General features: G+C 68.7%; 22 protein-coding genes. 12 read left to right on the top strand and 10 right to left on the bottom strand.

The genetic code is table 11. From position 1 onward, the window contains the following. Positions 1-29 precede the first annotated feature (29 nt). The 5 genes from DL991_RS38820 to DL991_RS38840 all read right to left on the bottom strand — a co-directional run bounded on the left by DL991_RS38820 (position 30) and on the right by DL991_RS38840 (position 4,424). Complete coding sequence (locus DL991_RS38820) at positions 30-1,088, bottom strand: zinc-dependent alcohol dehydrogenase family protein (protein ID WP_125789327.1); 1,059 nt, start codon at positions 1,086-1,088, stop codon at positions 30-32. Between the two features lie 10 nt (positions 1,089-1,098). Continuing rightward, positions 1,099-1,485 carry a transcriptional regulator gene (locus DL991_RS38825; RefSeq protein ID WP_125789377.1) on the bottom strand — a complete coding sequence of 129 codons (387 nt, stop codon included), beginning with the start codon at positions 1,483-1,485 and terminating at the stop codon, positions 1,099-1,101. Between the two features lie 188 nt (positions 1,486-1,673). Further along, a complete protein-coding gene (locus DL991_RS38830) occupies positions 1,674-2,357 on the bottom strand; it encodes a metal-dependent transcriptional regulator (RefSeq protein ID WP_125684091.1) in 684 nt (227 codons plus the stop codon). 22 nt (positions 2,358-2,379) lie between these two features. Next, positions 2,380-2,829 (bottom strand): GNAT family N-acetyltransferase, encoded by a 450-nt coding sequence (locus tag DL991_RS38835; RefSeq protein ID WP_125789328.1) that lies wholly within the window; start codon positions 2,827-2,829, stop codon positions 2,380-2,382. 5 nt (positions 2,830-2,834) lie between these two features. After that, entirely contained in the window at positions 2,835-4,424 is a 1,590-nt protein-coding gene (locus DL991_RS38840) for an amidohydrolase (RefSeq protein ID WP_125789329.1), read from the bottom strand. Between the two features lie 47 nt (positions 4,425-4,471). Between DL991_RS38840 and DL991_RS38845 the strand changes: the two genes are divergently transcribed. Genes DL991_RS38845 through DL991_RS38860 form a run of 4 tightly spaced genes read left to right on the top strand, consistent with a single transcriptional unit; the run spans position 4,472 to position 7,791 of the window. After that, entirely contained in the window at positions 4,472-5,224 is a 753-nt protein-coding gene (locus tag DL991_RS38845) for an enoyl-CoA hydratase/isomerase family protein (protein ID WP_125789330.1), read from the top strand. Further along, complete coding sequence (locus DL991_RS38850; protein WP_125789331.1) at positions 5,221-6,765, top strand: ATP-dependent acyl-CoA ligase; 1,545 nt, start codon at positions 5,221-5,223, stop codon at positions 6,763-6,765. Before DL991_RS38845 ends, DL991_RS38850 begins: the two co-directional genes overlap by 4 nt. Beyond that, the gene (locus DL991_RS38855) at positions 6,756-7,397 is read left to right on the top strand and encodes a TetR/AcrR family transcriptional regulator (RefSeq protein ID WP_125789332.1); all 642 of its coding nucleotides are present in this window, start codon (positions 6,756-6,758) and stop codon (positions 7,395-7,397) included. Before DL991_RS38850 ends, DL991_RS38855 begins: the two co-directional genes overlap by 10 nt. A 58-nt stretch (positions 7,398-7,455) precedes the next feature. Beyond that, a complete protein-coding gene (locus DL991_RS38860; protein ID WP_034308634.1) occupies positions 7,456-7,791 on the top strand; it encodes a hypothetical protein in 336 nt (111 codons plus the stop codon). 77 nt (positions 7,792-7,868) lie between these two features. On the opposite strand, the gene DL991_RS38865 is transcribed toward DL991_RS38860, so the two are convergent. Beyond that, complete coding sequence (locus DL991_RS38865; RefSeq protein WP_125789333.1) at positions 7,869-9,038, bottom strand: acyl-CoA dehydrogenase family protein; 1,170 nt, start codon at positions 9,036-9,038, stop codon at positions 7,869-7,871. 126 nt (positions 9,039-9,164) lie between these two features. On the opposite strand from DL991_RS38865, the gene DL991_RS38870 reads away from it, so the two are divergent. Further along, positions 9,165-10,520 (top strand): cation:dicarboxylate symporter family transporter, encoded by a 1,356-nt coding sequence (locus tag DL991_RS38870; protein WP_125789334.1) that lies wholly within the window; start codon positions 9,165-9,167, stop codon positions 10,518-10,520. Between the two features lie 30 nt (positions 10,521-10,550). After that, positions 10,551-11,240 carry a 4'-phosphopantetheinyl transferase superfamily protein gene (locus tag DL991_RS38875; RefSeq protein WP_125789335.1) on the top strand — a complete coding sequence of 230 codons (690 nt, stop codon included), beginning with the start codon at positions 10,551-10,553 and terminating at the stop codon, positions 11,238-11,240. Between the two features lie 85 nt (positions 11,241-11,325). Here the strand turns inward: DL991_RS38875 and DL991_RS38880 are convergent, their stop codons facing one another. Beyond that, complete coding sequence (locus tag DL991_RS38880; RefSeq protein WP_125789336.1) at positions 11,326-12,465, bottom strand: isochorismate synthase; 1,140 nt, start codon at positions 12,463-12,465, stop codon at positions 11,326-11,328. A 109-nt stretch (positions 12,466-12,574) separates the two neighbouring features. Further along, positions 12,575-12,886 carry an integration host factor, actinobacterial type gene (gene mihF / locus DL991_RS38885; RefSeq protein ID WP_005155963.1) on the bottom strand — a complete coding sequence of 104 codons (312 nt, stop codon included), beginning with the start codon at positions 12,884-12,886 and terminating at the stop codon, positions 12,575-12,577. 450 nt (positions 12,887-13,336) lie between these two features. Here mihF and DL991_RS38890 point away from each other — a divergent pair, with 450 nt between their 5' ends. Then, positions 13,337-14,974 carry a long-chain fatty acid--CoA ligase gene (locus tag DL991_RS38890; protein WP_125789337.1) on the top strand — a complete coding sequence of 546 codons (1,638 nt, stop codon included), beginning with the start codon at positions 13,337-13,339 and terminating at the stop codon, positions 14,972-14,974. A 100-nt stretch (positions 14,975-15,074) separates the two neighbouring features. Continuing rightward, on the top strand, positions 15,075-16,337 hold the full coding sequence (locus tag DL991_RS38895) for an ABC transporter substrate-binding protein (protein WP_125789338.1): 1,263 nt from the start codon (positions 15,075-15,077) through the stop codon (positions 16,335-16,337). Positions 16,338-16,573: 236 nt separating this feature from the next. Here DL991_RS38895 and DL991_RS38905 read toward each other — a convergent pair whose 3' ends face one another. Continuing rightward, positions 16,574-17,008 carry a hypothetical protein gene (locus DL991_RS38905; RefSeq protein ID WP_125789340.1) on the bottom strand — a complete coding sequence of 145 codons (435 nt, stop codon included), beginning with the start codon at positions 17,006-17,008 and terminating at the stop codon, positions 16,574-16,576. 177 nt (positions 17,009-17,185) lie between these two features. On the opposite strand from DL991_RS38905, the gene DL991_RS38910 reads away from it, so the two are divergent. The 4 genes from DL991_RS38910 to DL991_RS38925 all read left to right on the top strand — a co-directional run bounded on the left by DL991_RS38910 (position 17,186) and on the right by DL991_RS38925 (position 22,214). Then, entirely contained in the window at positions 17,186-18,907 is a 1,722-nt protein-coding gene (locus DL991_RS38910) for a TIGR03767 family metallophosphoesterase (protein WP_125789341.1), read from the top strand. Positions 18,908-19,132: 225 nt separating this feature from the next. After that, positions 19,133-20,398, top strand: a complete 1,266-nt coding sequence (locus DL991_RS38915; RefSeq protein ID WP_199754245.1) for a peptidase C39 family protein — start codon at positions 19,133-19,135, stop codon at positions 20,396-20,398. Positions 20,399-20,478: 80 nt separating this feature from the next. Next, complete coding sequence (locus DL991_RS38920; RefSeq protein ID WP_125789342.1) at positions 20,479-21,573, top strand: S-(hydroxymethyl)mycothiol dehydrogenase; 1,095 nt, start codon at positions 20,479-20,481, stop codon at positions 21,571-21,573. Continuing rightward, positions 21,567-22,214 carry a gamma-glutamylcyclotransferase family protein gene (locus DL991_RS38925; RefSeq protein WP_125789343.1) on the top strand — a complete coding sequence of 216 codons (648 nt, stop codon included), beginning with the start codon at positions 21,567-21,569 and terminating at the stop codon, positions 22,212-22,214. Before DL991_RS38920 ends, DL991_RS38925 begins: the two co-directional genes overlap by 7 nt. Here the strand turns inward: DL991_RS38925 and DL991_RS38930 are convergent. Continuing rightward, positions 22,192-23,811, bottom strand: a complete 1,620-nt coding sequence (locus tag DL991_RS38930) for an FAD-binding oxidoreductase (protein ID WP_199754247.1) — start codon at positions 23,809-23,811, stop codon at positions 22,192-22,194. The genes DL991_RS38925 and DL991_RS38930 overlap by 23 nt on opposite strands. Positions 23,812-23,874 lie beyond the last annotated feature (63 nt).

Below are 23,874 nucleotides of genomic sequence, written 5' to 3' on the forward strand. Positions count from 1 at the left end.
GGCCGGTTGACCGTAGTGCGTTCACCCGGTCACAGAGCGAGTTCGACCACGGTGACCCCGGCCTTGGCCGGCACCGGGTCGTTCATCTCCGCGAGCACCGCGGGGACGTCGTCGAGGCCGACCCTGGTGCCGATCATGCCTTCGAGATCGATTCCGGCGGTCTCCACCACCCGCAGCATCTCGGGGTACTCGTGCGCTTGGAGCCCGTGGATGCCGACGATCTCCAGTTCCCCGCCGATCACGCGGTGCATCGGGATCGGCGCGATGCCCTGCGCGGGCGGCATCAGCCCGGCCTGGACGTGACGACCGCGCTTCCGGAGGCTGCCGACCGAGGCCGCGCAGGTGGTCGGCGAGCCGAGACAGTCGAGGGAGACGTGCGCGCCGCCGCCGGTCAGGTCCCGGACACGCGCGGCGACCGCTTCGTGCCCGTCGAACGCGGACGGATCGACAGCCGCAGAAGCCCCCATTCGCACAGCCAGCGCCCTGGCCTGCGGAGACGGGTCGACGGCGACCACCGAAGCACCGGCCGCGACGGCCAGCAGGATCGCCGACACGCCGACGCCGCCACAGCCGTGGACCGCCACCCACTGGCCGGGCCGGACCCCGCCTTGGCGCAGCACCGCCCGGAACGCCGTCCCGAAGCGGCAGCCCAGCGCCGCCGCCTCGGCGCAAGCCAGCGAGTCCGGCAGCGCCACGAGGTTGACCTCGGCGTTTTCGATGGCGACGTAGTCGGCGAACGAGCCCCAGTGGGTCGCGCCCGGCTGGAACTCGCGGTCACAGATCTGCTGGTCGCCGGCCGCGCACTGCGCGCAGGTGCCGCAGGCGCACACGAACGGCACCGTCACCCGGTCGCCGACCGACCAGCCGCGGACGCCCTCGCCGAGCGACGCGATCCGGCCGGCGAGTTCGTGCCCGGCGACGTGCGGAAGCTTCACCGACGTGTCGTGACCCTGCCAGGAGTGCCAGTCGCTTCGGCACACTCCGGTCGCCTCGACGGCGATCACCACCCCGCCCGGCGGCGTGGCCGGATCCGGCACCTCGCGTACCTCGGGCAGTACCCCGAACTCCTCGAAGACGACCGCCCGCACCCTTACTCCTCTAAGTTCCCGTCTCCCGGCTTCGCTGCATCACGAGGCCCTCGCCGGGCACCGTACACCGGGCCGCCCGTCCGCGCGGCGGTCCCAAAAGCCGCGACAGGGACCGCTCCGGCACCCCGAGGATGTCCTCGAGATTCTTCAGCACCAGCAGGGATTCCGGCCGCTCGGGACGGCAGCGGCCGGACTGCCAGTGGCTCAGCGTCGCGAGGCTGACCGAGCACCCCCGCCCTCTCAGCCGGTACCGGATCCGATCGAGGCCGAGGCCCCTCGCCCTGATCGCCGCCCTGAGGGCGTCCGCGAACGGCCCTGTCTCCAGCAGCCTCCTGAGTTCACGTCCTTCCGCCACCCCCCGGTCGATGGTGTGTGTCCGCTGACCGGTCATCTTCATCGCCTTCGTACGCTCGCTAGCCACCCGGAATAGCGCAGCCTAGGCGCGTGAACACATGATCGGAAGGGCCTTAGATCACCTATCGGCCCGGCATGTGGGTGAAGTGCCAAGGGCCGAATTATGCAGGGACGTACGGGAAATTCGCACCGCACGCACCATTCGAAACACGTCCACAGTGGACACGTCGGTCAACGCAGCGCGACCGACAGTGCCTGCGCGATCTCCTTGCCGATCGCGTGGGTCGCCGCGTCCGGCGGTGAGCCGACCTTGACCACCATGGGGCCGCCGAAGGGCTGGCGTTCGACGACCTCGATCCGCTCGCCGAGGCCGATCGAATGCTCGGTCAGGTAGCGCAGGAGTTCCGGGTCGGTGTCCCAGACGCGGACGATCTCGCCGACCGCGCCGGGCGGGAGGTCGTCGAGGATGCGCATCGGCATCTCCTCGACGCTGCCGTCGGGGGCGGGGATGGGGTCGCCGTGCGGGTCGCGCACCGGGTTGCCGAGCTTCGCCGCGATCCGCTCGACGAGCCTGTCCGACACCGCGTGTTCGAGCGCGTCCGCCTCGGCGTGCACCTCGTCCCAGGTGTAGCCGAGCTCGGACACCAGGTACGTCTCGATCAGCCGGTGCCGTCGGAGCACCGAGCGGGCCAGCAGCCTGCCTTCGGTGGTCAGCTCGATGCCCCGGTACGGGACGTGCGCGACCAGCCCGAGCTGGGACAGCTTGGTGACCATGCCGGACGCCGAGGACGGGCTGACCTCCAGCCGTCCGGCCAGCGACGTGTTGGTGACGGCCTCACCGCGTTCCACCAGCCCGTAGATCACCCGGACGTAGTCCTCAACGGACGACGACCTGCGGCTTGCCCCTTCACCCATGCGTGCGAGTTTACGGCTTGGCTCACTTCGTGTGCGGCCGCCAGCGGTACCGGATCCAGCCGGGGACGGGCTCGGCGCCGAGCTGGGCGTAGAACGCCTCGCCCTTCTCGTTGCCCTCCTGCATGTCCCATTCGACCCGGCCCGGCGTCCGCGCGCTCAGCTCGTCGAGCAGCTCCCGCCCGAGGCCGAAACGGCGGTGTTCCGGGCGCACGAAGAGGTCGTCGAGCCAGATCCCGGGCCTGGCCTCCCAGGTGGAGAAGTTCCAGCTGCAGAAGGCGAAGCCCGCGACCTTGTCCGGCTCCTCGGGCGGGGTGGCCAGCAGCACCCATGCCTTCGGATCGGGCCCGAAGAGGAACCCGGCCATCTCCTGCCTGTCGAGCTTCAGATCGTGTTTGTCCTCGTAGACCGCGTGCTCCTCGATGAGCGCGCAGATCTCCTCGATGTCGTCCGCGACCGCGTCCCGCACCGGCATGGGTCTCAGCTCCGTTCGTAGACGATGTCGCCGCCGACGGCGGTGGCGACGACGTGGATCGAATCCAAAGTGGACTCGTCGGTCGGGTCGGCCGAGAGGACGGCGAAGTCCGCGAGCTTGCCGGGCGCCAGCGTGCCCAGGTCCTTCTCGGCGAAAGCGGCGTACGCGGAGCCGTACGTGTACGCGTGCAGGGCTTCGGCGGGCGTGAGCCGCTCATCGGGACCCAGCACGACGCCGGACGCGGTCTTCCGCCGCACCATGTCGGCCAGCGCGAGCAGCGGCGCGCCCTCGACGACCGGGCGGTCGGAGCTGGCAGGCAGCACACATCCCGCGTCGAGCAGGCTCTTGAGCCGGTAGCACCACGGCTCGCGCTCGGGGCCGAGCGCGGCACGCATGCCGTCGCCGATCTCGTTGACGAACCGGCCCTGCGGCGAGGCGATCAGCTCCAGCGACGCCAGCCGCCGCAGCTCTTCGGGCCGGAGCACCGCGCAGTGCTCGATGCGGTGCCGGTGGTCGGGCCGCGGGTCGGCCTTGAGCGCGGCTTCGTAGGCGTCGAGGACGACGGTGATCGCGCGGTCGCCGATGGCGTGCGTCGCGATCTGCCAGCCGGCCTTGTGCGCGGCGGCGATCGTCCGCGCGATCTCGTCCTCGGGCACCTGGAAGTAGCCGACGTTGTCCGGCTCGCCCGCGAACGGCTCGTGCATCGCGCAGGTCCGGCCGATCAGCGACCCGTCGGCGAAGAGTTTCATCGCGCCGATCCGCAGCCATTCGTCGCCGAAACCGGTGCGCATCCCCAGGTCCACGCCGAAGCCCGCCCCCGCATCGAGGTCGTGCAGCACGCTCGCGGCGACCATCACCGTGCTGCGCACCCGCAGCACGCCGCGATCACGCGCCAGCTGGTACGCGGCGAGTTCGGCGGGGGGCTCCCCCACGAGACCCCCGCCGATCCCGGCCTCCTGGACACTCGTGATCCCCTCGGCCAGGTACCGCTCGCTCGCCCTGTCCAGGCCGCGGACGACGGTCTCGATCGGCGTCGGATAGGTCAACGGCCGCAGCATGAGCTGGGCCTGTTCCCGCAGCAGCCCGGTCGGCGAGCCGTCCTCGTCGCGGACGACGTCGCCGCCGACGGGCACGTTCCCCAGGTCCAGCCGCTCCAGGACCGCCGAGTTGACCACGGTCATATGCCCGGACGTGTGCTTGAGCCGAACGAGGTGGCCGGGGGCGGCACGGTCCAGCCCCTGCCGTGTCGGATGGCCGCCGGCGAGCTTGTTCTGGTCGTAGCCGCTGCCGATGATCCAGCCGCCCGGCGGCGTTTCGGCCGCACGCCGCGCGACGGCGTCGTACACCTCGTCGACGCCGCGGCAATCGGACAACGCGACGTCGTCGAGCGCCATGCCGAACCAGGCCATGTGGTTGTGCGCGTCGTGGAAACCGGGCACCACCACCGACCCGCCGAGGTCGACACGGCGCCTTGCGGAAAGCGCGGCAGCATCGTGACCCAACGCGACAATTCGTCCGTTCAGCGCCGCTATCGCTACGGATTCCCCCGTTCCGGTGAGGAACCGGGCGTTCTCGTAGACCGTGTCGACCCGCATGGATTCGACTCTATCGATCGATCGATCGGTCGTCTAGGCTCGGCGTCATGAGCACCGTGGACTACGCACTCGACGACGGCATCGCTTTGCTCTGGCTGAACCGCCCGGAGCGCCTCAACGCGGTGGTCCCCGAACTGGTCGACGACCTGCTGGAGGCACTCGACGCGGCCGCCCGCTCCGACGCGCGGGCGGTGGTCCTCGCCGGGCGGGGGCGCGCGTTCTGCGCCGGTCACGACCTCAAGGAGCCCACCCCGTCCGGAGACACAGCGGATTCCAGGGCGCGGCTCGACCGGTTACAGGACGTGACGCGCCGCCTCCGTGGGCTGCGCCAGCCGGTCATCGCCGCCGTCCACGGCTACGCGATCGGCGCGGGCGCCGAGTTCGCGATGGGCTGCGACCTGATCCTCGCCGCCGAAGACGCGGTGTTCGCCTTCCCCGAGGTCTCGCTGGGCCTGAGCGTCACCGGCGCGGCGTCGCGGCTGCTGCCGCTGCTGGTCGGCCCGCTGAAGGCCAAGGAACTCCTGCTGCTGGGTGAGCGCGTGAGCGGTACCGCGGCGCATGAACTCGGCCTGGTCAACGCGGCCTTGCCCGCCGACGACCTGATGGACACCGCGCTCGCGTGGGCGGCCAGGATCGCCGCGCATCCGGCGGCCGCGGCCACGATGGCCAAACGCGCCCTCGACTCCGGCATCGACAGTTCGCTCGACGCCGCGCTCGAACTCGAAGTCAGCCACGCGCTGATCACCGAACACTCCGCCGAGGTCGCCGCCTCGGCCGAGGCCTTCCGGAGCCGGACATGACCTCGCTCGCCGGGATCGACACCCTCCTCGGGCTGACCACCAGGGCCGCCGCGCGCTGGCCGGACAAGACCGCGTGGATCTTCGACTCCACCGGTGAGAGTTTCACGTTCGCCGACGTCGACGCGCGCAGCACGGAGTTCGCCCGCGCGCTGCTGGCGCTGGGCGTGGAACCGGGCGACCGGGTCGCGGTGATGCTGCGCAACCAGCCCGAGTTCCCCTTGCTGTGGCTCGCCTTGGCCAAGATCGGCGGCGTGCTCGTCCCGGTCAACACCGGATACCGCGAATTCGACGGCGCACACGTGCTCCGGCATTCCGGCGCCCGGTTCGCCGTCGCGGCCGAGGAATTCCTGGAGCTGCTGGACAAGATCGCGCCGGAGACCTCGCTGGAACGCGTGCTCACGCCCGGCGAACTGACCGGTTCCGTGGACGGCCCGGACTTCGTGAGCGAAGGCGAACGCCCGGTCAACATCCAGTACACCTCGGGCACCACGGGCGCGCCCAAGGGTTGCGTACTGCCGAACCGGTACTGGACGACCTTGGCGATCAGCCTGGCCACGGACTTCCCCATGGTCGGCGCCGACGACGTCATCCTGACCGCGCAACCGTTCCACTACATCGATCCACAGTGGAACGTCGCGCTGGGGCTCGCGGGCGGCGCGACGCTGGTGGTGCTCGACCGCTTCCACCCGTCCACCTTCTGGGAGAAGGTCCGTGAACACGGCGTCACCTGGTTCTACTGCCTCGGCCTGATGCCCACCCTCCTGCTGCGCCAGCCGGAAAGCGAGCTGGACAAGGCACATCAGGTCCGCGCGATCTGCGCCTCGGCCATCCCCCGTGACCTGCACGCCACGCTCGAAGCACGCTGGGGCACACCGTGGTACGAGGCCTTCGGCATGACCGAGACCGGCGGCGACATCCGGATGTACCCGGCGGATCACGAGGAGACGGTCGGTACCGGCTGCCTCGGCAGGCCCGCGCCCACCCGCGAGGTGATGATCGCGGACGAGGCCGGGAAACCGCTGCCACGAGGGGAAACCGGCGAGCTGCTGATCCGCGGGGTCGGCCTGATGCACGGCTACCACGACGACCCCGAAGCGACCGGGCGCGCGTTCGACGGCGGCTGGTTCCACACCGGCGATCTGGCCACAATGGACGCCGAGGGCCGCGTGTACTACGTGGGCCGCACCAAGGACATGATCCGCCGCAGCGGCGAGAACATCTCCGCCGACGAGGTCGAGCGGGCACTGCAGCTGCATCCGGCGGTCAAGCTCGCCGCCGTCATCGCGGTGCCGGACGACATCCGCGGCGAAGAGGTGAAGGCGTACCTCGTCCTCGACGAAAACGAGGGACACCGGTGCGAACCGGCCGAGCTGGCGGAGTTCTGCTCGGCGAAACTGGCCTACTTCAAGGTTCCCCGGTTCTGGGCCATCGTGACGGAACTGCCGATGACGCCGTCCGAACGCGTCGCGAAGGGCGAGTTGAAGAAGGCGGAGGACCTCCGCGCCGGTTCCTGGGACAGGACCACCGGGACATGGCTCTGAACACCCGCGAGCGCGTGCGCCAGGCGGCGGTGAAACTGTTCGCCACCAAGGGGTTCCACGGCACCGGCATCCGGGATCTGGCGCAGGAGGCCGAGCTGTCGTCCGCCAGCCTCTACCACTACATGGGCACCAAAGAAGATCTGCTGGTGGCCATCATGAACGAGTCGCTGCGGCGCCTGCTCGACGCGGCCGAGCAGGCGACCGCCGGGCGCACCGATCCCGTGTCGCGGCTCGGATCCCTGGTGGCGCTGCACGTGCTCGCGCACGCCATCCAGCCGGATGACACCCGCGTGGTGGACAACGAGGTCCACGCGCTCACCCCCGGCGCCAGGGCCGGGGTGGTGGGACTGCGCGACGCCTACGAAAGGCTGTGGGCGGACGCCATCGAAGACGGGGTCGCGGCGGGTGTCTTCCGCACCGATCAGCCTTCGGTCACCCGGCTCGCGCTGGTGGAGATGTGCAGCGGGGTCGCGCGCTGGTACTCGCCGAACGGGCCGCTCACCCTGGACCAGCTGGCCGTCCACTACGCGGAACTGGCGCTGCGGGCGCTCGCCTGCGAACGCCGGCTGGACGTCACGGCGCTGCAAAACTGCCGCGAAGTGGTCTCAAGAGTGTGGCGAGTGCCCGTTTAGCGGCGACTTTAGGTCGGTACGCCTTGCTCAGACGGCTTCTCTGGGGGACGCTCGAAGGGTGACTGAGCAAACGATCCAACTCGAACTGGACGACTCGGGTCTCTCGCCGGCGTTGCCGGTGCCTTCGAACCCCCGTGATCAGGTGCAGGACGTCCCCTACCGCCCGGTGGGATTCCGGGACGACGACCTGCCCACGGCGCTCGAACGGTGCGCGACATGGCTACGCCAGGCTCAGGAGTGGCTCGGGGAACCGGTCGATGTGCTGGCCGTCCATCTCGACTACGACGACCGCAAGGGTTCGCCCTACTACGACGTGAAACTTCTCTGCAACGAAGAGGACCTGGCCGGGGTCCCGATCGCGATGCGGAATCAGAAGGACGAGGACGAAGACTAGAGAGACCGACGCAATGAAAGGTCCTTTCCTCGCAAATTTTGCGAGGAAAGGACCTTTCATTGCACTTGAGGGCTGTATCAGCCCAAGGTGCCGCCGACCTTGACGTGCCCCTTGAGCAGGTTGCGCGCGATGGTCCGGCGCTGGATCTCGTCGGTGCCCTCGTAGATCCGCAGCAGCCGCAGTTCGCGGTACCACCGCTCGACCGGCAGTTCCCGCGTGTAGCCCATCCCGCCATGGATCTGCAGGACGCGGTCGACGATCTCGTTCGCCTTCACGCCGCCGTACAGCTTCGCCATCGACTGCGCGTGCCGCGAGTCCAGCTTCTGGTCGACCTGCCAGGCGGCGTGCAGCACCAGCCAGCGCAGGGCCTCCAGTTCGGTGCCGGAGTCCGCGATCATCCACTGGATGGCCTGGCGTTCGGCGATCTTCTGCCCGAACGTCTCCCGGGTGTTGGCGTGCTCGATGGCCATCGAGATCAGCCGCTCGCAGGAGCCGATGGCGCGGGCGGGCAGCAGGTAGCGGCCGGCGCCGATCCACTGCATGGCCAGGTCGAAACCGTGGCCGAGCTCGCCGAGGATCTGCGTCTCGGGCACGCGGACGTCCTCGAAGACCAGCGCGGCCGGACCCCATTCGCCCATGGTGTCGATGTACTCGGACTTCCAGCCCGCGTCGCGGTCGACGAGGAAGCAGGTGACGCCGCCGTTCGCACCCTTCTCCGGGTCGGTGATCGCGAAGACCATCACGAAGTCGGCCTCGTTACCGCCGGTGATGAAGGTCTTCTCGCCGTTGATGACCCAGTCGGTGCCGTCCTTGCGGGCGGAGGTCCGGATGGCCTTGGCGTCCGAACCCGCGCCGGGTTCGGTGATCGCGAAGCACGACTTGCGCTCGCCCGAGATCGTCGGGAGCAGGTAGCGCTCCTTCTGCTCGTCGTTGGCGTAGTACAGGATGTTGTCCGCGGCGCCACCGAAGCGGAACGGCACGAACGTGCGGCCGAGTTCGGCCTCCAGCAGTGCGGTCATCACCGCGGACAGGCCCATGCCGCCGTACTCCTCGGGCGTCTGCACACCCCAGAAGCCGGATTCCTTGGCTTTCAGCTGCAGTTCGCGCAGCTCGTCGGAGGCCAGGCCGGGCTGGCCGGCGCGTTCGCGGCGCAGCACCTCCTGCTCGCGCGGCATCAGGTCGCGCTGGACGAAGGTGCGCACCCAGTCGCGTACCTCGCGTTCCTCGACGCTCAGAGAGAAATCCATGGTCAGCCCGCTCCTGTTCGACAGTGACTAAGCGCTCGCTTAGTTCAGCGTACCGCTTCGGTTGTCGTTCGCCGAGAAGTTGTCATAAGTTTTCGCAACCTGTCCCCACCTCGTCGAAGGGCACCCATGAGCACGGCAGCACCCGCGGCGAAGCGGGATCGCACCCATTACCTCTACCTGGCCGTCATCGCGGCGGTGGCGCTCGGCATCGCGGTCGGCATCCTGTTCCCCGAGGTCGGCAAGGAACTGAAGCCGCTCGGGACCGGGTTCGTGAACCTGATCAAGATGATGATCTCGCCGATCATCTTCTGCACGATCGTGCTCGGGGTCGGCTCCGTGGCGAAGGCGGCGAAGGTCGGCCGCGTCGGCGGGCTCGCGCTCGGCTACTTCCTGATCATGTCGACGGTCGCGCTGGTCATCGGCCTGGTCGTCGGCAACATCCTCCAGCCGGGCACCGGACTGCACCTGACCCCCGAGATCGCCGAAAAGGGCCAGGGTCAGATCGCCAAGAGCGAGGGCACCGTCGACTTCCTGCTCGGGATCATCCCGAAGACGCTGGTCTCGGCGTTCACCGAGGGTGAGGTCCTGCAGACGCTGCTGGTCGCGCTGCTCGCCGGGTTCGCGCTGCAGAAGCTGGGCACCAAAGGCGAGCCGATCCGCCGCGGCATCGAGCACATCCAGCGGCTCGTGTTCCGGATCCTGGCGATGATCATGTGGGCGGCCCCGGTCGGCGCGTTCGGCGCGATCGCCGCCGTCGTCGGCGAGACCGGCTGGAAGGCGCTGCAGAGCCTCGCGGTGATCATGCTCGGCTTCTACATCACCTGCGCGCTGTTCGTGTTCGTGGTGCTCGGGCTGATCCTCGGCCTGCTCGCCAGGGTCAACATCTTCAAGCTGCTGAAGTACCTCGGCCGCGAGTTCCTGCTGATCCTCTCGACGTCGTCGTCCGAGTCGGCGCTGCCGCGGCTGATCGCGAAGATGGAGCACGCCGGCGTCTCCAAACCCGTGGTCGGCATCACCGTGCCGACCGGGTACTCGTTCAACCTCGACGGCACCGCGATCTACCTGACGATGGCGTCCATCTTCATCGCCGACGCGCTCGACAAACCGTTGACCATCGGTGAGCAGATCTCCTTGCTGGTGTTCATGATCATCGCGTCGAAGGGTGCCGCCGGGGTCACCGGCGCGGGGCTCGCGACGCTGGCGGGCGGGCTGTCCTCGCACCGGCCGGAGCTGGTGGACGGCGTCGGGTTCATCGTCGGCATCGACCGGTTCATGTCCGAGGCCCGCGCGCTGACGAACTTCGCGGGCAACGCCGTCGCGACCGTGCTGATCGGCACCTGGACCAACGAGATCGACCGCGAGCAGCTCGACCGGACGCTGGACGGCCGATCGCCGTTCGACGAAGCGACGCTGCTCGACGAAAACGCGGGTGACGCAACGGCGGGATCGGGTAAAGACGCCACTCAACGAACACCCGAGTGATCCGGTGCGGGATCGGGTAGAAAGAGAGACGTGATCGAATGTGCGGTCCGCTGGTCCCCGCCCCTGTCCGCCGAACCCCGGTTCCTCGCCTTGCTCGACGAGGTGGAGCAAGGCCGGTATGGAAGCTACCGCCAGGACATCGACAAACGCCGGTTCCTGACCGGCCGCGTGCTGGCGAAGACCGTCGCCGCCGAGCGGCTCGGCCTGGCCGTCGAGGACGTGAGCTTCGACGCGACCTGCGATGACTGCGGAAAGCCGCACGGCCGCCCCCGGGTGCCCGGCGCGCCGCTGATGCTGTCGATCTCGCATTCCGGCGACCTCATCGGCGTCGCGGCCACCGCGGGGACCGCGGTCGGCCTCGACGTCGAGACGGCCACCAGGCGGGCCGAGGACTCGCTCATGGAGTACGCGCTGACCCCCGCCGAACTGGCCGCGATCTCCGGGCTCTCCGACGACGAGCGCGCGACGGCGTTCTTCACCTACTGGACGCGCAAGGAAGCGGTCATGAAGGCCACCGGGAAGGGCCTCAAGATCCCGCTGCAGAGCATCACGTTCTCCGGCTACGACGAGCAGGCGCGGCTGGTCCGGTCGAGCCACCAGGCCCTCGACCCGGACCGGACCCGGCTCGCGGACCTGAAGGCGGCCGAGGGCTACCGGGCCGCCGTCGCACTGCTGACGTCGGACGACATCTCGGTCACCGAAGCCTTCGCGACCCTCTGACCCCGCAATTCGTCACCTACTTGCGTGGGCGCTTACCGGCGCCGGGCATCGATCGGGCGCAAGCAGGTGACGAATTGCGGGGGTCCTAGATCTCCAGGCCCATGGCGGCGAGCAGGGTTCGGAACTTCGCCGAGGTCTCGTCGAGCTCGGTCCGCGGGTCGGAGGCGGGCACGATGCCGCCGCCGGCGTACAGCCGCATGGAGGTGTCGGCGATCTCGGCGCACCGGATCCCGACGGCCCATTCGCCGTCCCCGGCCGCGTCGACCCAGCCGACGGCACCCGCGTAGTACTCGCGGTCGAACGGCTCCAGTTCCCGCACCAGCGAGCGTGCGGCATCGGTCGGCGTTCCGCAGACGGCGGGAGTCGGATGCAGCGCGGCGGCGAGGTCCAGCGCGGTGATGTCCTGATCGAGCAGCTCACCCGTGACGGTGGTCGAGAGGTGCCAGATCGCCGGCGTCGAGACGAGTTCGGGGCCGCGGACGTCGAGGGTGCGGCAGAACGGCCGCAGGATCTCGACGACGGACTCCACCACCACGGCGTGTTCGACGTGGTCCTTTTCGGACGCCAGCAGCGCCTCACCATTCGCCTTGTCGATCGCCGGGTCCGCCGACCGGGGCATCGACCCGGCATGCGGCCGGGACAGGACGGCCCCGCCGGTGCGGGACACCAGGAGTTCCGGGGTCGCGCCGACCAGCGTGCGCCCGCCGGGAAGCTGCGCGGCGTACGTGGTGTGCCGGGGGTTGCCGTTCGCCAGGTTCCGGACGACGTCGGCGACCGGAACGGCCTCGGAAAAGTCGAGGTCGAGCGCGCGGGCCAGGACGACCTTGCGCAGGTCCCGGTCGCTCAGCGCCGAGACGGCCGCGCGGACGGCGGCCAGATGCGCCTCCGGCTCGGGCACGGGAGTGACCTTCACCGGCTGCGGAAGGGTGGTGCGCGGCGGGACGGCCGCGTGCTCGGACGTCGCGCGATGGATCGCACGGGGCAAGACCAGATGCCCCGGCGTCGAGGTGGTGTCGAAGGGCAGCACGCCGACCGCGATCGACGCGCCCGAGTCGGCGAACAGTCCGGGGAGCGCCCCGGAGAGCCGCGCCGGATCGGTGTCGGTCGCGGTGGCCGCGGCCCCGCTCGCGAGGAGCGCGTGCCGCGCCGTGGCCAGGAGGAAGTCGCCCCGCTCGTAGCGGGCGGCCAGGTCTGCCGGGGTCGCCGGTGCGGTACTGGTCGTCACCTCACCAGCGTCCCAGGCTCCGGCTGAGACCAGGGAAAAGTGTTGTCCGGGCAACAGCCTCTGGAGACAACACCTTCCCCCGGGCAACCCTGTGACCTGGGCGGAAGCGTTACTTCAGCGCCTCGAGGAGGGCCTCGCGCTGCCGCTCGCCCAGGCCGGCGGCACGCCGGTCCGGGTCGATCCCGGCCTGCTCCAGCAGGGCGGCGACCTTGACCGCGCCCAGGCCGGGCACGGCCTTCAGCAGCTGCGTGACCTTCGTCTTGCCGATGGTCTTGTTCTCCTTGGCCTGCTTGAGCACCTTGTCGATGCTCTCCTTGCCGGACTTGATCGACGCAAGCAGCTCGGAGCGCGCTTTGCGAGCCTCAGCCGCCTTGGCGAGGGCATCGGCGCGCTGCTCCGGAGTCAACGTGGGCAGAGCCAACGTAGTAGTCCTTTCATCTCAGGTCTCCGCTTTCGCGGCCGACGGCCTTTAACCATGCTTGCAAGAGCAAGCGCTGGCCAGCCGTCTCTGTACCACGGCTCCAGTAAACGCCACCCGTTCCTCGGCCGTGAAACCGACACGCACTTATTACCCCTCGACCACGTCACGGGCAACCCGCCCCAGCCTGCGGAAACACGCCGTTCGGGCGGCGATTCGCCCGTGTTCATCACCCTTATGAGCGATGTCGAGACTTCGCACTGTCGGCCATTTTTCGTTTCATGGCAGGAAAAATGCGAATTATTGATGATCTTGACTCGAACCGGGGAACACCCGTTAGCGCGACACTGTGACCGAACGGTTGCCTGCGACGTTACTGACCAGTTCACCCCACCCGGATTAGAGTCGGCGCAACCCCAGTTCACCGGAGAACGAGCACTACGGGAGTACACGATGTTGAGCACGATGCAGGACGGACAGCTGTCACTGGGCAAGCTGCTCCGCCACGGCACCACGGTGCACTCCGAGAGCGAAGTCATCACCTGGACCGGTTCAGAAGCCCGCCGGGAGACCTACGGCGAACTCGGCAAGCACGCGGCGAAGCTCGCCAACGCCCTCCGGAGCCTCGGCATCACCGGTGACCAGCGCGTCGGCACGTTCATGTGGAACAACGCCGAGCACATGGCCGCGTACCTGGCCATCCCCGCCATGGGCGCGGTGCTGCACACGCTCAACATCCGGCTGTTCCCCGAGCAGCTGGTCTTCGTCGCCAACCACGCCGAGGACCAGGTCGTCATCGTCGACGGCACGCTGGTCCCGCTGCTGGCCAAGCAGCTTCCCGAGCTGAAGACCGTGCGTCACGTCATCGTGGCCAACGGCGACGCCGCCACCCTCCCCGCGCCCGACGGAGTCCAGGTGCACTCCTACGACGAGCTGCTGTCCGGCCAGCCGGACACCTTCGACTGGCCCGACGTGGACGAGCGGTCCGCCGCCGCGATGTGTTACACCTCGGGCACCACGGGTGACCCGAAGGGCGTCGCGTACTCCCACCGGTCGATCTGGCTGCACTCCATGCAGGTCACGATGTCCGACAGCATGCGGCTGGCGCAGCACGACAAGGCCCTCGCGATCGTCCCGATGTTCCACGCGATGGCCTGGGGCATGCCGTACGCCGCGCTGATGGTCGGCGCCTCGCTGCTGATGCCGGACCGCTTCCTCCAGCCCGCCCCGATCGCCCAGATGCTCGACGTCGAGAAGCCGACCTTCGCCGGCGCCGTCCCGACGATCTGGCAGGGCCTGCTGTCCCACCTCGACGCGAACCCGCAGGACATCTCGCATCTGCGCGAGGTCGTCGTCGGCGGATCGGCCGCGCCGCCGTCGTTGATGCACGCGTTCGAAGACCGCTACGACGTGCCGATCCTGCACGCCTGGGGCATGACCGAAACGTCGCCGCTGGGCAGCGTCGCGCGTCCGCCCGCCGCCGCGACCGGCGAGAAGGCGTGGGACTACCGCTACACCCAGGGCCGGTTCCCGGCGTCCGTCAGCGCCAGGCTGATCGGCGACAACGGCGAGGAACTGCCGTGGGACAACGAAAGCGTCGGCGAGCTCGAGGTGCAGGGCCCGTGGATCGCGGCGTCGTACTACAGCGGCACGAGCGGAGACGAGCCCGATCCGGAGAAGTTCCACGACGGCTGGCTGCGCACCGGCGACGTCGGCAAGATCAGCCCCGACGGCTATCTCACGCTGACCGACCGCGCGAAGGACGTCATCAAATCCGGCGGTGAGTGGATCTCCTCGGTGGATTTGGAGAACCAGGTGATGGCGCATCCCGCGGTGGCCGAGGCGGCCGTGGTCGGCATCCCCGACGAGAAGTGGGACGAGCGGCCGCTGGTCGCCGTCGTGCTCAAGGAGGGCGAGAACGTCACGGCCGAGGAACTGCGTGAGTTCCTGTCCGACAAGGTCGCGAAGTGGCAGCTTCCGGAGAATTGGACCTTTGTGGACGAAGTCCCGAAGACCAGTGTCGGCAAGTTCGACAAGAAGCGGCTGCGGGCGTTCCACTCCGAAGGCAAGCTCGACGTCAGTCAGCTCTAACGGGTTAATCTCCCGCGCGCCTGCCCTTCCGTGAAGGCCATCTTGAGGGACGCTGTTCCCTGAAGATGGCCTTCACTGCGTTCGGCGAAGGGTTTTGTTGGTGCGTAAGACAAACAGGCGAACATTCCTGGCACTCGCGGGGACCACCGTCCTTTCCGCCTGCGGATCCAACACCGTCCGAACGGGAAGCCCTCCCCCGTCGACGGCTTACTCCGCCGGAGTGACCAGGCCGAAACCCAAACCGGTCGATCTCACGCAGTGGTATCACCCGTACCCCGAAGCCGGTGTCCAGGAAGCCGTCACGCGCTACGCGGCCGCGTACCAGAAGTCCAAGGTCGCGGTGCAGTGGAATCCCGACGACTACGAAACGAAACTGAACGCCGCGCTGCAGGCGGGGCCGGTCCCGGACGTCTTCGAAGACCAGGTCACCGTCGACCGCGTGCGGCAGAACCTCCTCGTCCCGCTCGACGACGTCATCGGACCCGTGCGCGGGGATTTCAACCCCTCCGTACTGGCGGCGCAGACGGTCGACGGCAAGCTCTACGGCATCCCGCAGGCGCTGGACGCCCAGGTTCTCTTCTACCGCAAGAGTTTCCTGCAGGAGGCCGGGGTTCAGCCGCCGCAGACGCTCGGCGAACTCGTCGACGCGGCGAAGAAACTCACCAGGGACGGCGTCAAAGGACTGTTCGCCGGCAACGACGCGGGCGCGGCGGCGCTCGCCGGTCCACTGCTGTGGTCGGCCGGGCTCGACTACGTCAAGGACGGCAAATCCGTCGGCTTCGACGATCCGCGCGCCGCCACGACGTTCGCGAAACTCCACGAGCTCAACGGTTCGCTGCTGCTCGGCGCTTCGACGGACTGGGCGGATCCGCTCCCGTTCATCGACGGGCTCATCGCCATGCAATGGACCTGGCTGTGGAACCTGCCGAAGATCCAGGACACCGTGAAGGACGACTTCGGCATCCTGGCCTTCCCCCGGCTCGACGCGGCGGGCGCGCCGTCCGTCCCGGTCAGCGGGTTGAGCGCGATGGTGCACTCCAAGAGCCTGAACCCCAACGCCGCCAAGGATTTCGTCAAGTGGCTGTGGCTGGAGCGCACCGACTTCCAGCAGGAGTTCGCCACCAGGTTCGGTTTCCACCTGCCAGCGCGGCTGAGCGTGCTCGACAAGGTCACCACGGCTGCCGACGCGGCGAAACTGGTCAAAGAGAACGGCCGCGCCACCGGTCCACTGTGGACATCGACGGCGAACACCGCGCTAGTCGACGCGCTGGGCCGGATCGCCCGCGACGGCGCGGATCCGGTCGCCGAGACGAAGGCAGCGGTCGAGGCCGTCAAAGCCGAACTGGGCCGCCTGTCCGCGTGAGGGCCCGATGGGCCTTGAGTGGAGTTCGGGTTGTTGAGGGGTAGGGCAAAGGTGGCAGGTTGCGAAAGCCACTTTCGCAACCTTCAACGTTGCGAAAGTGGCTTTCGCAACGTCGGGAGCAGGGGTGCGGTAGCGAAACGGCCGCGAGCGAATCCCCGCGACCCGACACCTTTGCGCTACCCCTCGTCAGTACCCGAATCGCCACTCACGACCAACCCTGCCCACTCTTCCCGGCCCTAGTCCCCGGACACGCCCCAGATCGCCAGCTCGACCGCGACGTCGTCCTCGTAGAGCAGCGCACAGTTCGCGCTCCAGCGCGGACGGCGTTCGAACGGCAGCCGTCCCGCCTTGTCGAGTTCGTCGAAGGCGGCGACGGACGGCTCCTCGGTGCCGAACGCGGCGAGGAGTTCGGCGTCGGTCAAGGGCCGGATGGTGCCGAAGTCGTCCTCACCCGTGGCGCTGATGAACTCGTGGACGTCGAGCACGGAATGGGTCCCGGACTCCTGGACGCTCTCCACCTCGTACAGGTCGTCGATCGAATCCGGGCGGCCGAGCTCGTCGCCTTCCCAGAGGTAGTCACCCTCCGCGAAGACGCGCGCCTTCATCGCGTCCAGCGCCGCACCCGGGTCGCCGTCGAACCGGCCGCGGACAGACCAAGCCGAAGCTCCCACCGGGGCCACCTCCTCGTTTCGCCGAGCGGCCAGCGTAACCAGCCCGCTTGGCTCCTTTGGTATTCGGCCGAACGTGACAAATCTTCGCATTACCCTTTTCCCGCGTTCACCCCACGGCTAACGTCGTGCGGCATCGTCCTTCCGCGACGACCATCCGCGACGACTGGGGGCACCGCCATGTCCGACATCTCGAGGCGCACCTTCACCGCGGCGGGCGCCGCCGGCGTCGGCCTGCTGCTGTGCACGCCGACCGCCAACGCGCTCGACCGGGCGCTGGTGCGCACCTCGGCCCGCGCGGTGCGCACCGCGGGCACCACTCTCGAAGCCGCGGCGGCCCCGCTGAAAACCGGCCCCGGCTACACCAGGCTGACCGCGGGTCCCGGCTGGCCGCTCGTGGTCCGTGGCGACCTCGCCGCGCCGAAATCCGGCCGCGACGAGCGGCGTCGCGCGATGGCCTCGTTCGCGCAGTTCACCGACCTGCACTTCACCGACGCCGAGAGCCCGGCGCGGTTCGAGTACCTGCACCCGTTCGTCGGCTCGGCGCACCGGCCACAGGAAACGCTCGGCCCGGTCGCGACGACGGCGCTGGTGGAGCGGGTGAACAGCCTGAAGGCCGGCCCGTTCACCGGACGGCCGATCGACTTCATGGTCACCACCGGGGACAACACCGACAACCACGAGCTGATCGAGCTCGAATGGTTCCTCAAGGTGCTCAACGGCGGCACGGTGAACCCGACCTCTGGCGACCCGAACGTGCACGAAGGGGTCCAGACGTCCGGGTCTTCGCACTACTGGAACCCCGGCAAGACGCTGGACGACGCGTACACGAAGAAGGGCTTCCCGCAGCTTCCCGGTCTGCTCGACGCGGCCTCGAACACCTTCACCTCGCCCGGCCTCGACGTCCCGTGGTTCTGCACCTTCGGCAACCACGACGACAGCATCGTCGGCACGGTGCCGGACCTGCCGGGGATGGACGCCTGGTACACCGGCCGCTTCAAGGTGATCGGCAAGGACGAGACGACGTCACGGAAACTCGCCAAGGCGATCGGGTCCGGCTCCGGCGTCCCGGTCACGGAGCTGTTCGGCGGCTCCGGCACGATCCGCGAGGTCACCCCGGACGCACGACGGCGGCCGTTCAGCACCGCGGAGTTCGTGCGGCACCACCTCGATTCCGCCAACACCGGCCCCGGCCCGGTCGGCCACGGGTTCAGCGAGAACAACGCCGACGGGCGGAACGTGTACTACACCTTCCGCATCGCGCCGGGCGTCGTCGGCATCAGCCTCGACACGACGACGATGGCCGGGCTTGCCGACGGTTCCATCGGGCTCGGGCAGTTCACCTGGGTGGAGAACACGCTCAAGCGCAACAGCTCGACGTACTACGACTTCTTCGGGCGCAAGGTCACGCAGAACGTGACGGACGAGCTGTTCGTCCTCTTCAGTCATCACACCAGCGACACCATGGGCAACGTGCTCCCGGACGCGCGGCATCCGCTGGAGCTCCGGCTCAACGGCGACACGTTCGTCTCGCTGCTGCACCGGTTCCCGAACGTGCTGGCGTGGGTCAACGGGCACACGCACCACAACAAGATCACCCCGCACGTCGGCAAGACCGCGAAGCAAAGCTTCTGGGAGATCAACACCGCTTCGCACATCGACTTCCCGCAGCACGCGCGGATCATCGAGGTCGCCGACAACGCCGACGGCACGCTTTCGCTGTTCACGACCCTGATCGAGGCGGAAGCCCCGTACGAGGCGCCGTACTCGGACACCTCGACGCAAGCGCTTGCGTCGCTGTACCGGGAGTTCTCCTACAACGACATCCACGCTTCGCTGTCCGCCGTCGGTACCCCTCAGGACCAGAACACCGAACTCCTGCTGCCGAACCCGCTCGCCTGAGTTACGCCTTCAATCACGCGAGTTACGCCTTCAATCACGCGAGATCGCCATCCAGTCACGCGAGTCGTCCATCGCCGCACGGCCGAACTCGTGATTCGCGTGATCGGGGGCGTAACTCGCGTGTTTGGGGGCGTAACTCGCGTGATTGGAGGCGGAACTTTACATACCCGGCGTAACCGGCGAAAATTCCTTCCTTACTGGGTGGACTCGAGGGATGGAGCCGGGATGCGCATACGAGGGCTGGTCACGCTACTGACTATCGCGACGATGACAGCGGTGACGGCACAGACGGCGGAAGCGGGGCCCGGCCGCCCGGACGACGAGTCGATCGACTACCACGAATGGTCCGGTCACCACGGTTTCCGTGACGGCAGGCTGGAAGGCCTCGATCTCGACCACGGAGCGCTGCGCATCGACCGCCCGATCGGCACCATCGAGCACACCGAACCCGAACTCGGCACCACGAAGACCTACGAATACGGCCAATGGACGTCGCGGAGCCACACGCAGGGCTTCGACGCCTCGCAGCTGGTCGCTTCGTGGAACGCGAAGACGCCGCCCAAGACCTGGCTCAAGGTCGAGGCGAAGGGCCGCACCGCGGCGGGCGCCGAGACCTCCTGGTACGTCATGGGCCGCTGGGCCGGTGGGGACGCCGACATCAAGCGCACCAGCGTCGACGGCCAGAGCGACGCCAACGCCGCGGTCGACGTCGACACGCTGGTCATGAAGGCGGGTGTCGCGCTCCGCTCGTATCAGCTGCGGGTCAGCCTGTACCGCGAAGCCGGTTCCCGCGCCACGCCGTCGGTGTCGTCGGTCGGTGCGATGACGTCGCTGGTCCCGGACCGCTTCGAGGTCAAGGCGACCAAGCCGGGCCGCGCCACCGGTATCGAGCTCAAGGTGCCCGCCTACGCGCAGAACATCCACAAAGGACAGTTCCCGGAGTACGGCGGCGGCGGCGAGAACTGGTGCAGCCCCACCTCCACCGAAATGGTCGCCGAATACTGGGGCAAACGGCCCAAGCCCGAGGACATGACGTGGATTCCGGAGGGTTACGTCGATCCGACCGTCGCGTACGCCGCCCGCTACACGTTCGACTACGCCTACGACGGAACGGGCAACTGGCCGTTCAACACCGCGTACGCCGCTTCACTCGGATTGCGTGGGCACATCACCCGTTTGCACTCCTTGAACGAACTCGAAAACTACATCGCGCGCGGCATCCCGGTGATCACGTCGCAGTCGTTCAAGGCCGAGGAACTCGACGGCGCGGGCTACGGCACCGCCGGGCACATCATGGTCGTCGTCGGTTTCACGAAGGACGGCGACGTGATCGCGAACGACCCGGCGGCGAGCAGCAACGACCGCGTCCGACATGTCTACAAACGACACCAGTTCGAGACGATCTGGCAGCGCACCAAGCGGTACAACACGAATGGCGGTGTTTCGAGCGGTCCCGGCGGGGTCGCCTACATCATCACTCCTGGGCACTGAATCGGTTCCCCACCCGAGCGGATGTCGCGATCCGGGCCTGTCACGTGGCAGGCTACGGAGTCGACTACTCGGAGGTGGGCATGCCGTACGAGGTCCAAGGCGTCGTTTCCCGCGCCAAGGGTGAACCGGTCTCGCTGGAGTCCGTGACGGTGCCCGACCCCGGGCCCGGCGAGGCCGTCGTCTCGGTCAAGGCGTGCGGCGTCTGCCACACCGACCTGCACTACCGCGAGGGCGGGATCAACGACGCGTTCCCGTTCCTGCTCGGCCACGAGGCCGCGGGATTCGTGGAGGCCGTCGGCGACGGCGTCACGGACCTCGAACCGGGCGACTACGTGATCCTGAACTGGCGCGCGGTCTGCGGCACCTGCCGGGCCTGTCGCCGGGGCAGGCCCTGGTACTGCTTCTCGACTTTCAACGCCGCCCGGCCGATGACACTGGCCGACGGCACCGCCCTGTCCCCCGCGCTCGGCGTCGGGGCGTTTCTCGAGAAGACGCTCGTCCACAGTGGACAATGCACGAAGGTCGATCCCGCCGCCGAACCCGCCGTCGCCGGGCTGCTCGGCTGCGGGGTGATGGCCGGTCTCGGCGCGGCGCTGAACACCGGCGCGGTGAGCCGCGGCGATTCGGTCGCGGTCATCGGCTGCGGCGGTGTCGGCGACGCCGCGATCGCCGGGGCGAAGCTGGCCGGCGCCAAGACCATCGTCGCCGTCGACACCGACGACCGGAAACTCGCCTGGGCCAAGGACTTCGGCGCCACGCACACGCTGAACAGCAAGGGACTGGGCGAAGACCAGGTCGTCGAGGCGATCCGGGAGTTCACCGATTCGTTCGGCGCCGACGTCGTGATCGACGCGGTCGGCAGGCCCGAAACGTGGCGGCAGGCCTTCTACGGCCGTGATCTGGCGGGTACGGTCGTGCTCGTCGGCGTCCCGACCCCGGACATGCGGCTGGACGTCGCGCTGATCGACTTCTTCTCGCGTGGCGGTTCGCTCAAATCGTCGTGGTACGGCGATTGCCTGCCCTCCCGCGATTTCCCGATGCTGATCGACCTCTACCTCCAGGGCAGGCTCCCGCTCGACAAGTTCGTCACCGAGCGGATCGCCCTCGACGGCGTCGAGCGGGCCTTCGAGCGGATGCACCACGGCGACGTCCTCCGCAGCGTGGTGACGTGGTGAAACTCTTCACCGACGCCGATTTCCCCACCGACCCGTATCCGGGAGCGCGGCCGGGGCATTCGTTCGTCCACTTCGACGGCGCCGGGCACAGTCTCGACACCGCGCCGGAGGGCTGGCGCGAACGCCAGGCCGTGCTCGCCTACGGATCGAACGCGTGCCCGTCCAAGATCACCTGGCTGCGGGAGAACATGGGCCTGACGGGTCCGGTCGTCGTCTGCCACGCGCGCTGCACCGACCTCGCCGCGGTCTGGGCGTCCGGGCTGCGGTTCCGGGACGGGCAGCGGCCCGCGACGCTCGCCGCCGCGCCGGGGGTCGTCGAGGAGCACTCGGTCTGGTTCGCGACGCCGGACCAGCTCGCCGTCCTCGATCGCTGTGAGGGCAACGGACAACGCTACGACCTGGTGCGGCTGACCGCGCCCGCCATCACCCTCGACGACGGCACCGTGCTCGACGACGTGGTGGCCTACGTCGGCGCGGCGGACATCCGCCTGCCGATCCTCGTGGACGGCAGGCATATCCGCGTCGCCGACCTCGAACAGCGCCGGGCCGCGGCGCTGGAAGGCATCCCCGCCGAAACGCACGGACTGGACTGCACGCTGGTCCAGGCCTCGACGCTGCTCAGAGAAGCTTCCCGGGATTGAGGATCCCGGTCGGGTCGACGGCCTTCTTCGCCGCTCGCAGCACTTCGACACCGAGCGAGCCGATTTCCGCCGCCAGATAAGGCGCGTGGTCGACGCCGACGGCGTGGTGGTGCGAAATGGTGCCGAGACCGGTGATCGCCTCCGACGCCGCCGCCTTCGCCCGCCGCCACTGGCCGATCGGGTCGGCCTCGTCGCGCGCGGTGAGCACGGTGAAGTACAGCGACGCGCCCGTCTCGTAGGCGTGCGAGACGTGGCACATGATGATCGCGTTGCCGAGGGTCGCGGTGAGCGCGGCGCGGACGGCGTCACGCAGGTCGCTCAGTTCCGCCCAGTACGCGGCGGTTTCCAGGGTTTCGACGCAGACACCGTTGTCCAGCAAGGCGTCCCGCTGCCGAGGCCCGGAGAACCGGTCGCGGCGCCAGGATTCGCCGAGGGCGGCGCCGATGCGGACGGCACCGAACGGCGCCAGCACCCGGGTGGTCTCCTGACGGCGCCGGGCGACTTCTCGTTTCGAGGCGCCCTCCCAGCCGAGGATCAGCAGGCAAGGCGCGTGGACTCCCCGTGCCTTGAGATACCGTCGCAGCGCCTTGGTCTTCAAGCTGTCGTTGAGCGCCAGCGAAACCTCGCTCTCGTCCACATCGGACAGTCGCGTGACGTCCGCGAGCACGTGCCGCTGGGCGAGTTCCCGGACGGCGGCGGTGCCGTTCTCCCAGCCGTCCAGGACATAACCCTCATAACGGCGCACTTCCGGCACGGGACGGACACGGAGGGCGACCTCGGTGATCACGCCGAGCGCGCCTTCGCTGCCGATGGCGAGGTGCCGCAGGTCGGGCCCCGCCGCCGAAGCCGGGGCGACACCGAGCTTCCATTCGCCACGCGGGGTCGCGAGCCGGACACCCGAAACCATGTCCTCGAACCGGCCGTAACCCGAGGATGCCTGCCCGGCCGACCGCGTCGCGGCGAAACCACCGATGGTGGCGCGTTCGTAGGACTGGGGCACGTGCCCGAGGGTGAAGCCGTGCGCGGCGAGCAGCCGATCGGCCTCCGGTCCGGTGACGCCCGCTTGAAGGACGGCGATCCTGGACACGGGGTCGACGGAGACCAGTTCGCCGAGCCTGGCGAGGTCGAGCGCGATCACCGCGCTCTTGTCCCCGCGCAGCGCCGAAACCCCGCCGACCACCGACGTCCCGCCGCCGAACGGGACGACGCCGACGTCGTGCCGTGCACAGATTTCCAGTACCGACTGGACATCGGCGGGACTCTCCGGCAGGACGACGGCGTCCGGCACCGGAAAATCACCGAAGCCCCGGCGCCGCATCAGGTCCAGATAGGACAGACCGCCTGCCCGCGCGAGCCGTTCCCCCGGCACCACCAGGACATGGCCGGCGCCGACGAGTTCTTCGAGGTCTCGTTTCGGCTGTTCGCCCAGCGCCGAATCGGGAACGGACAGTGCCGAATCGGGCGCGAACGGCGCCGCGGAGCCCAGCGGGCCGATACGCTGGACGAGCCACCGCAGGGCTTTCGCCGGAAGGTGGGCCGCGTCACCGGCTTCGGCCGTCCAGGATCGTCTTAACCGGTGGTCAATAAGCTCCGTCACGACTACAGTGTTACATATGGACGTAAAACGTCACTCACCTGCGGAAACAGGCGTTTCGGCACT

Source organism: Amycolatopsis sp. WAC 01375 (assembly GCF_003947325.1).
Taxonomy (GTDB): domain Bacteria; phylum Actinomycetota; class Actinomycetes; order Mycobacteriales; family Pseudonocardiaceae; genus Amycolatopsis.

What these genes read in the sequence shown, in the direction of transcription:
- DL991_RS38920 (WP_125789342.1), top strand. Translation starts at nt 20,479, where the DNA reads ATGCCGTACGAGGTCCAAGGCGTCGTTTCCCGCGCCAAGGGTGAACCG.
- DL991_RS38915 (WP_199754245.1), top strand. Translation starts at nt 19,133, where the DNA reads ATGCGCATACGAGGGCTGGTCACGCTACTGACTATCGCGACGATGACA.
- DL991_RS38865 (WP_125789333.1), bottom strand. Translation starts at nt 9,038, where the DNA reads ATGGATTTCTCTCTGAGCGTCGAGGAACGCGAGGTACGCGACTGGGTG.
- DL991_RS38840 (WP_125789329.1), bottom strand. Translation starts at nt 4,424, where the DNA reads ATGCGGGTCGACACGGTCTACGAGAACGCCCGGTTCCTCACCGGAACG.
- DL991_RS38890 (WP_125789337.1), top strand. Translation starts at nt 13,337, where the DNA reads ATGTTGAGCACGATGCAGGACGGACAGCTGTCACTGGGCAAGCTGCTC.
- DL991_RS38850 (WP_125789331.1), top strand. Translation starts at nt 5,221, where the DNA reads ATGACCTCGCTCGCCGGGATCGACACCCTCCTCGGGCTGACCACCAGG.
- DL991_RS38910 (WP_125789341.1), top strand. Translation starts at nt 17,186, where the DNA reads ATGTCCGACATCTCGAGGCGCACCTTCACCGCGGCGGGCGCCGCCGGC.
- DL991_RS38870 (WP_125789334.1), top strand. Translation starts at nt 9,165, where the DNA reads ATGAGCACGGCAGCACCCGCGGCGAAGCGGGATCGCACCCATTACCTC.
- DL991_RS38835 (WP_125789328.1), bottom strand. Translation starts at nt 2,829, where the DNA reads ATGCCGGTGCGGGACGCGGTCGCGGACGACATCGAGGAGATCTGCGCG.
- DL991_RS38825 (WP_125789377.1), bottom strand. Translation starts at nt 1,485, where the DNA reads ATGAAGATGACCGGTCAGCGGACACACACCATCGACCGGGGGGTGGCG.
- DL991_RS38855 (WP_125789332.1), top strand. Translation starts at nt 6,756, where the DNA reads ATGGCTCTGAACACCCGCGAGCGCGTGCGCCAGGCGGCGGTGAAACTG.
- DL991_RS38845 (WP_125789330.1), top strand. Translation starts at nt 4,472, where the DNA reads ATGAGCACCGTGGACTACGCACTCGACGACGGCATCGCTTTGCTCTGG.
- DL991_RS38830 (WP_125684091.1), bottom strand. Translation starts at nt 2,357, where the DNA reads ATGGGTGAAGGGGCAAGCCGCAGGTCGTCGTCCGTTGAGGACTACGTC.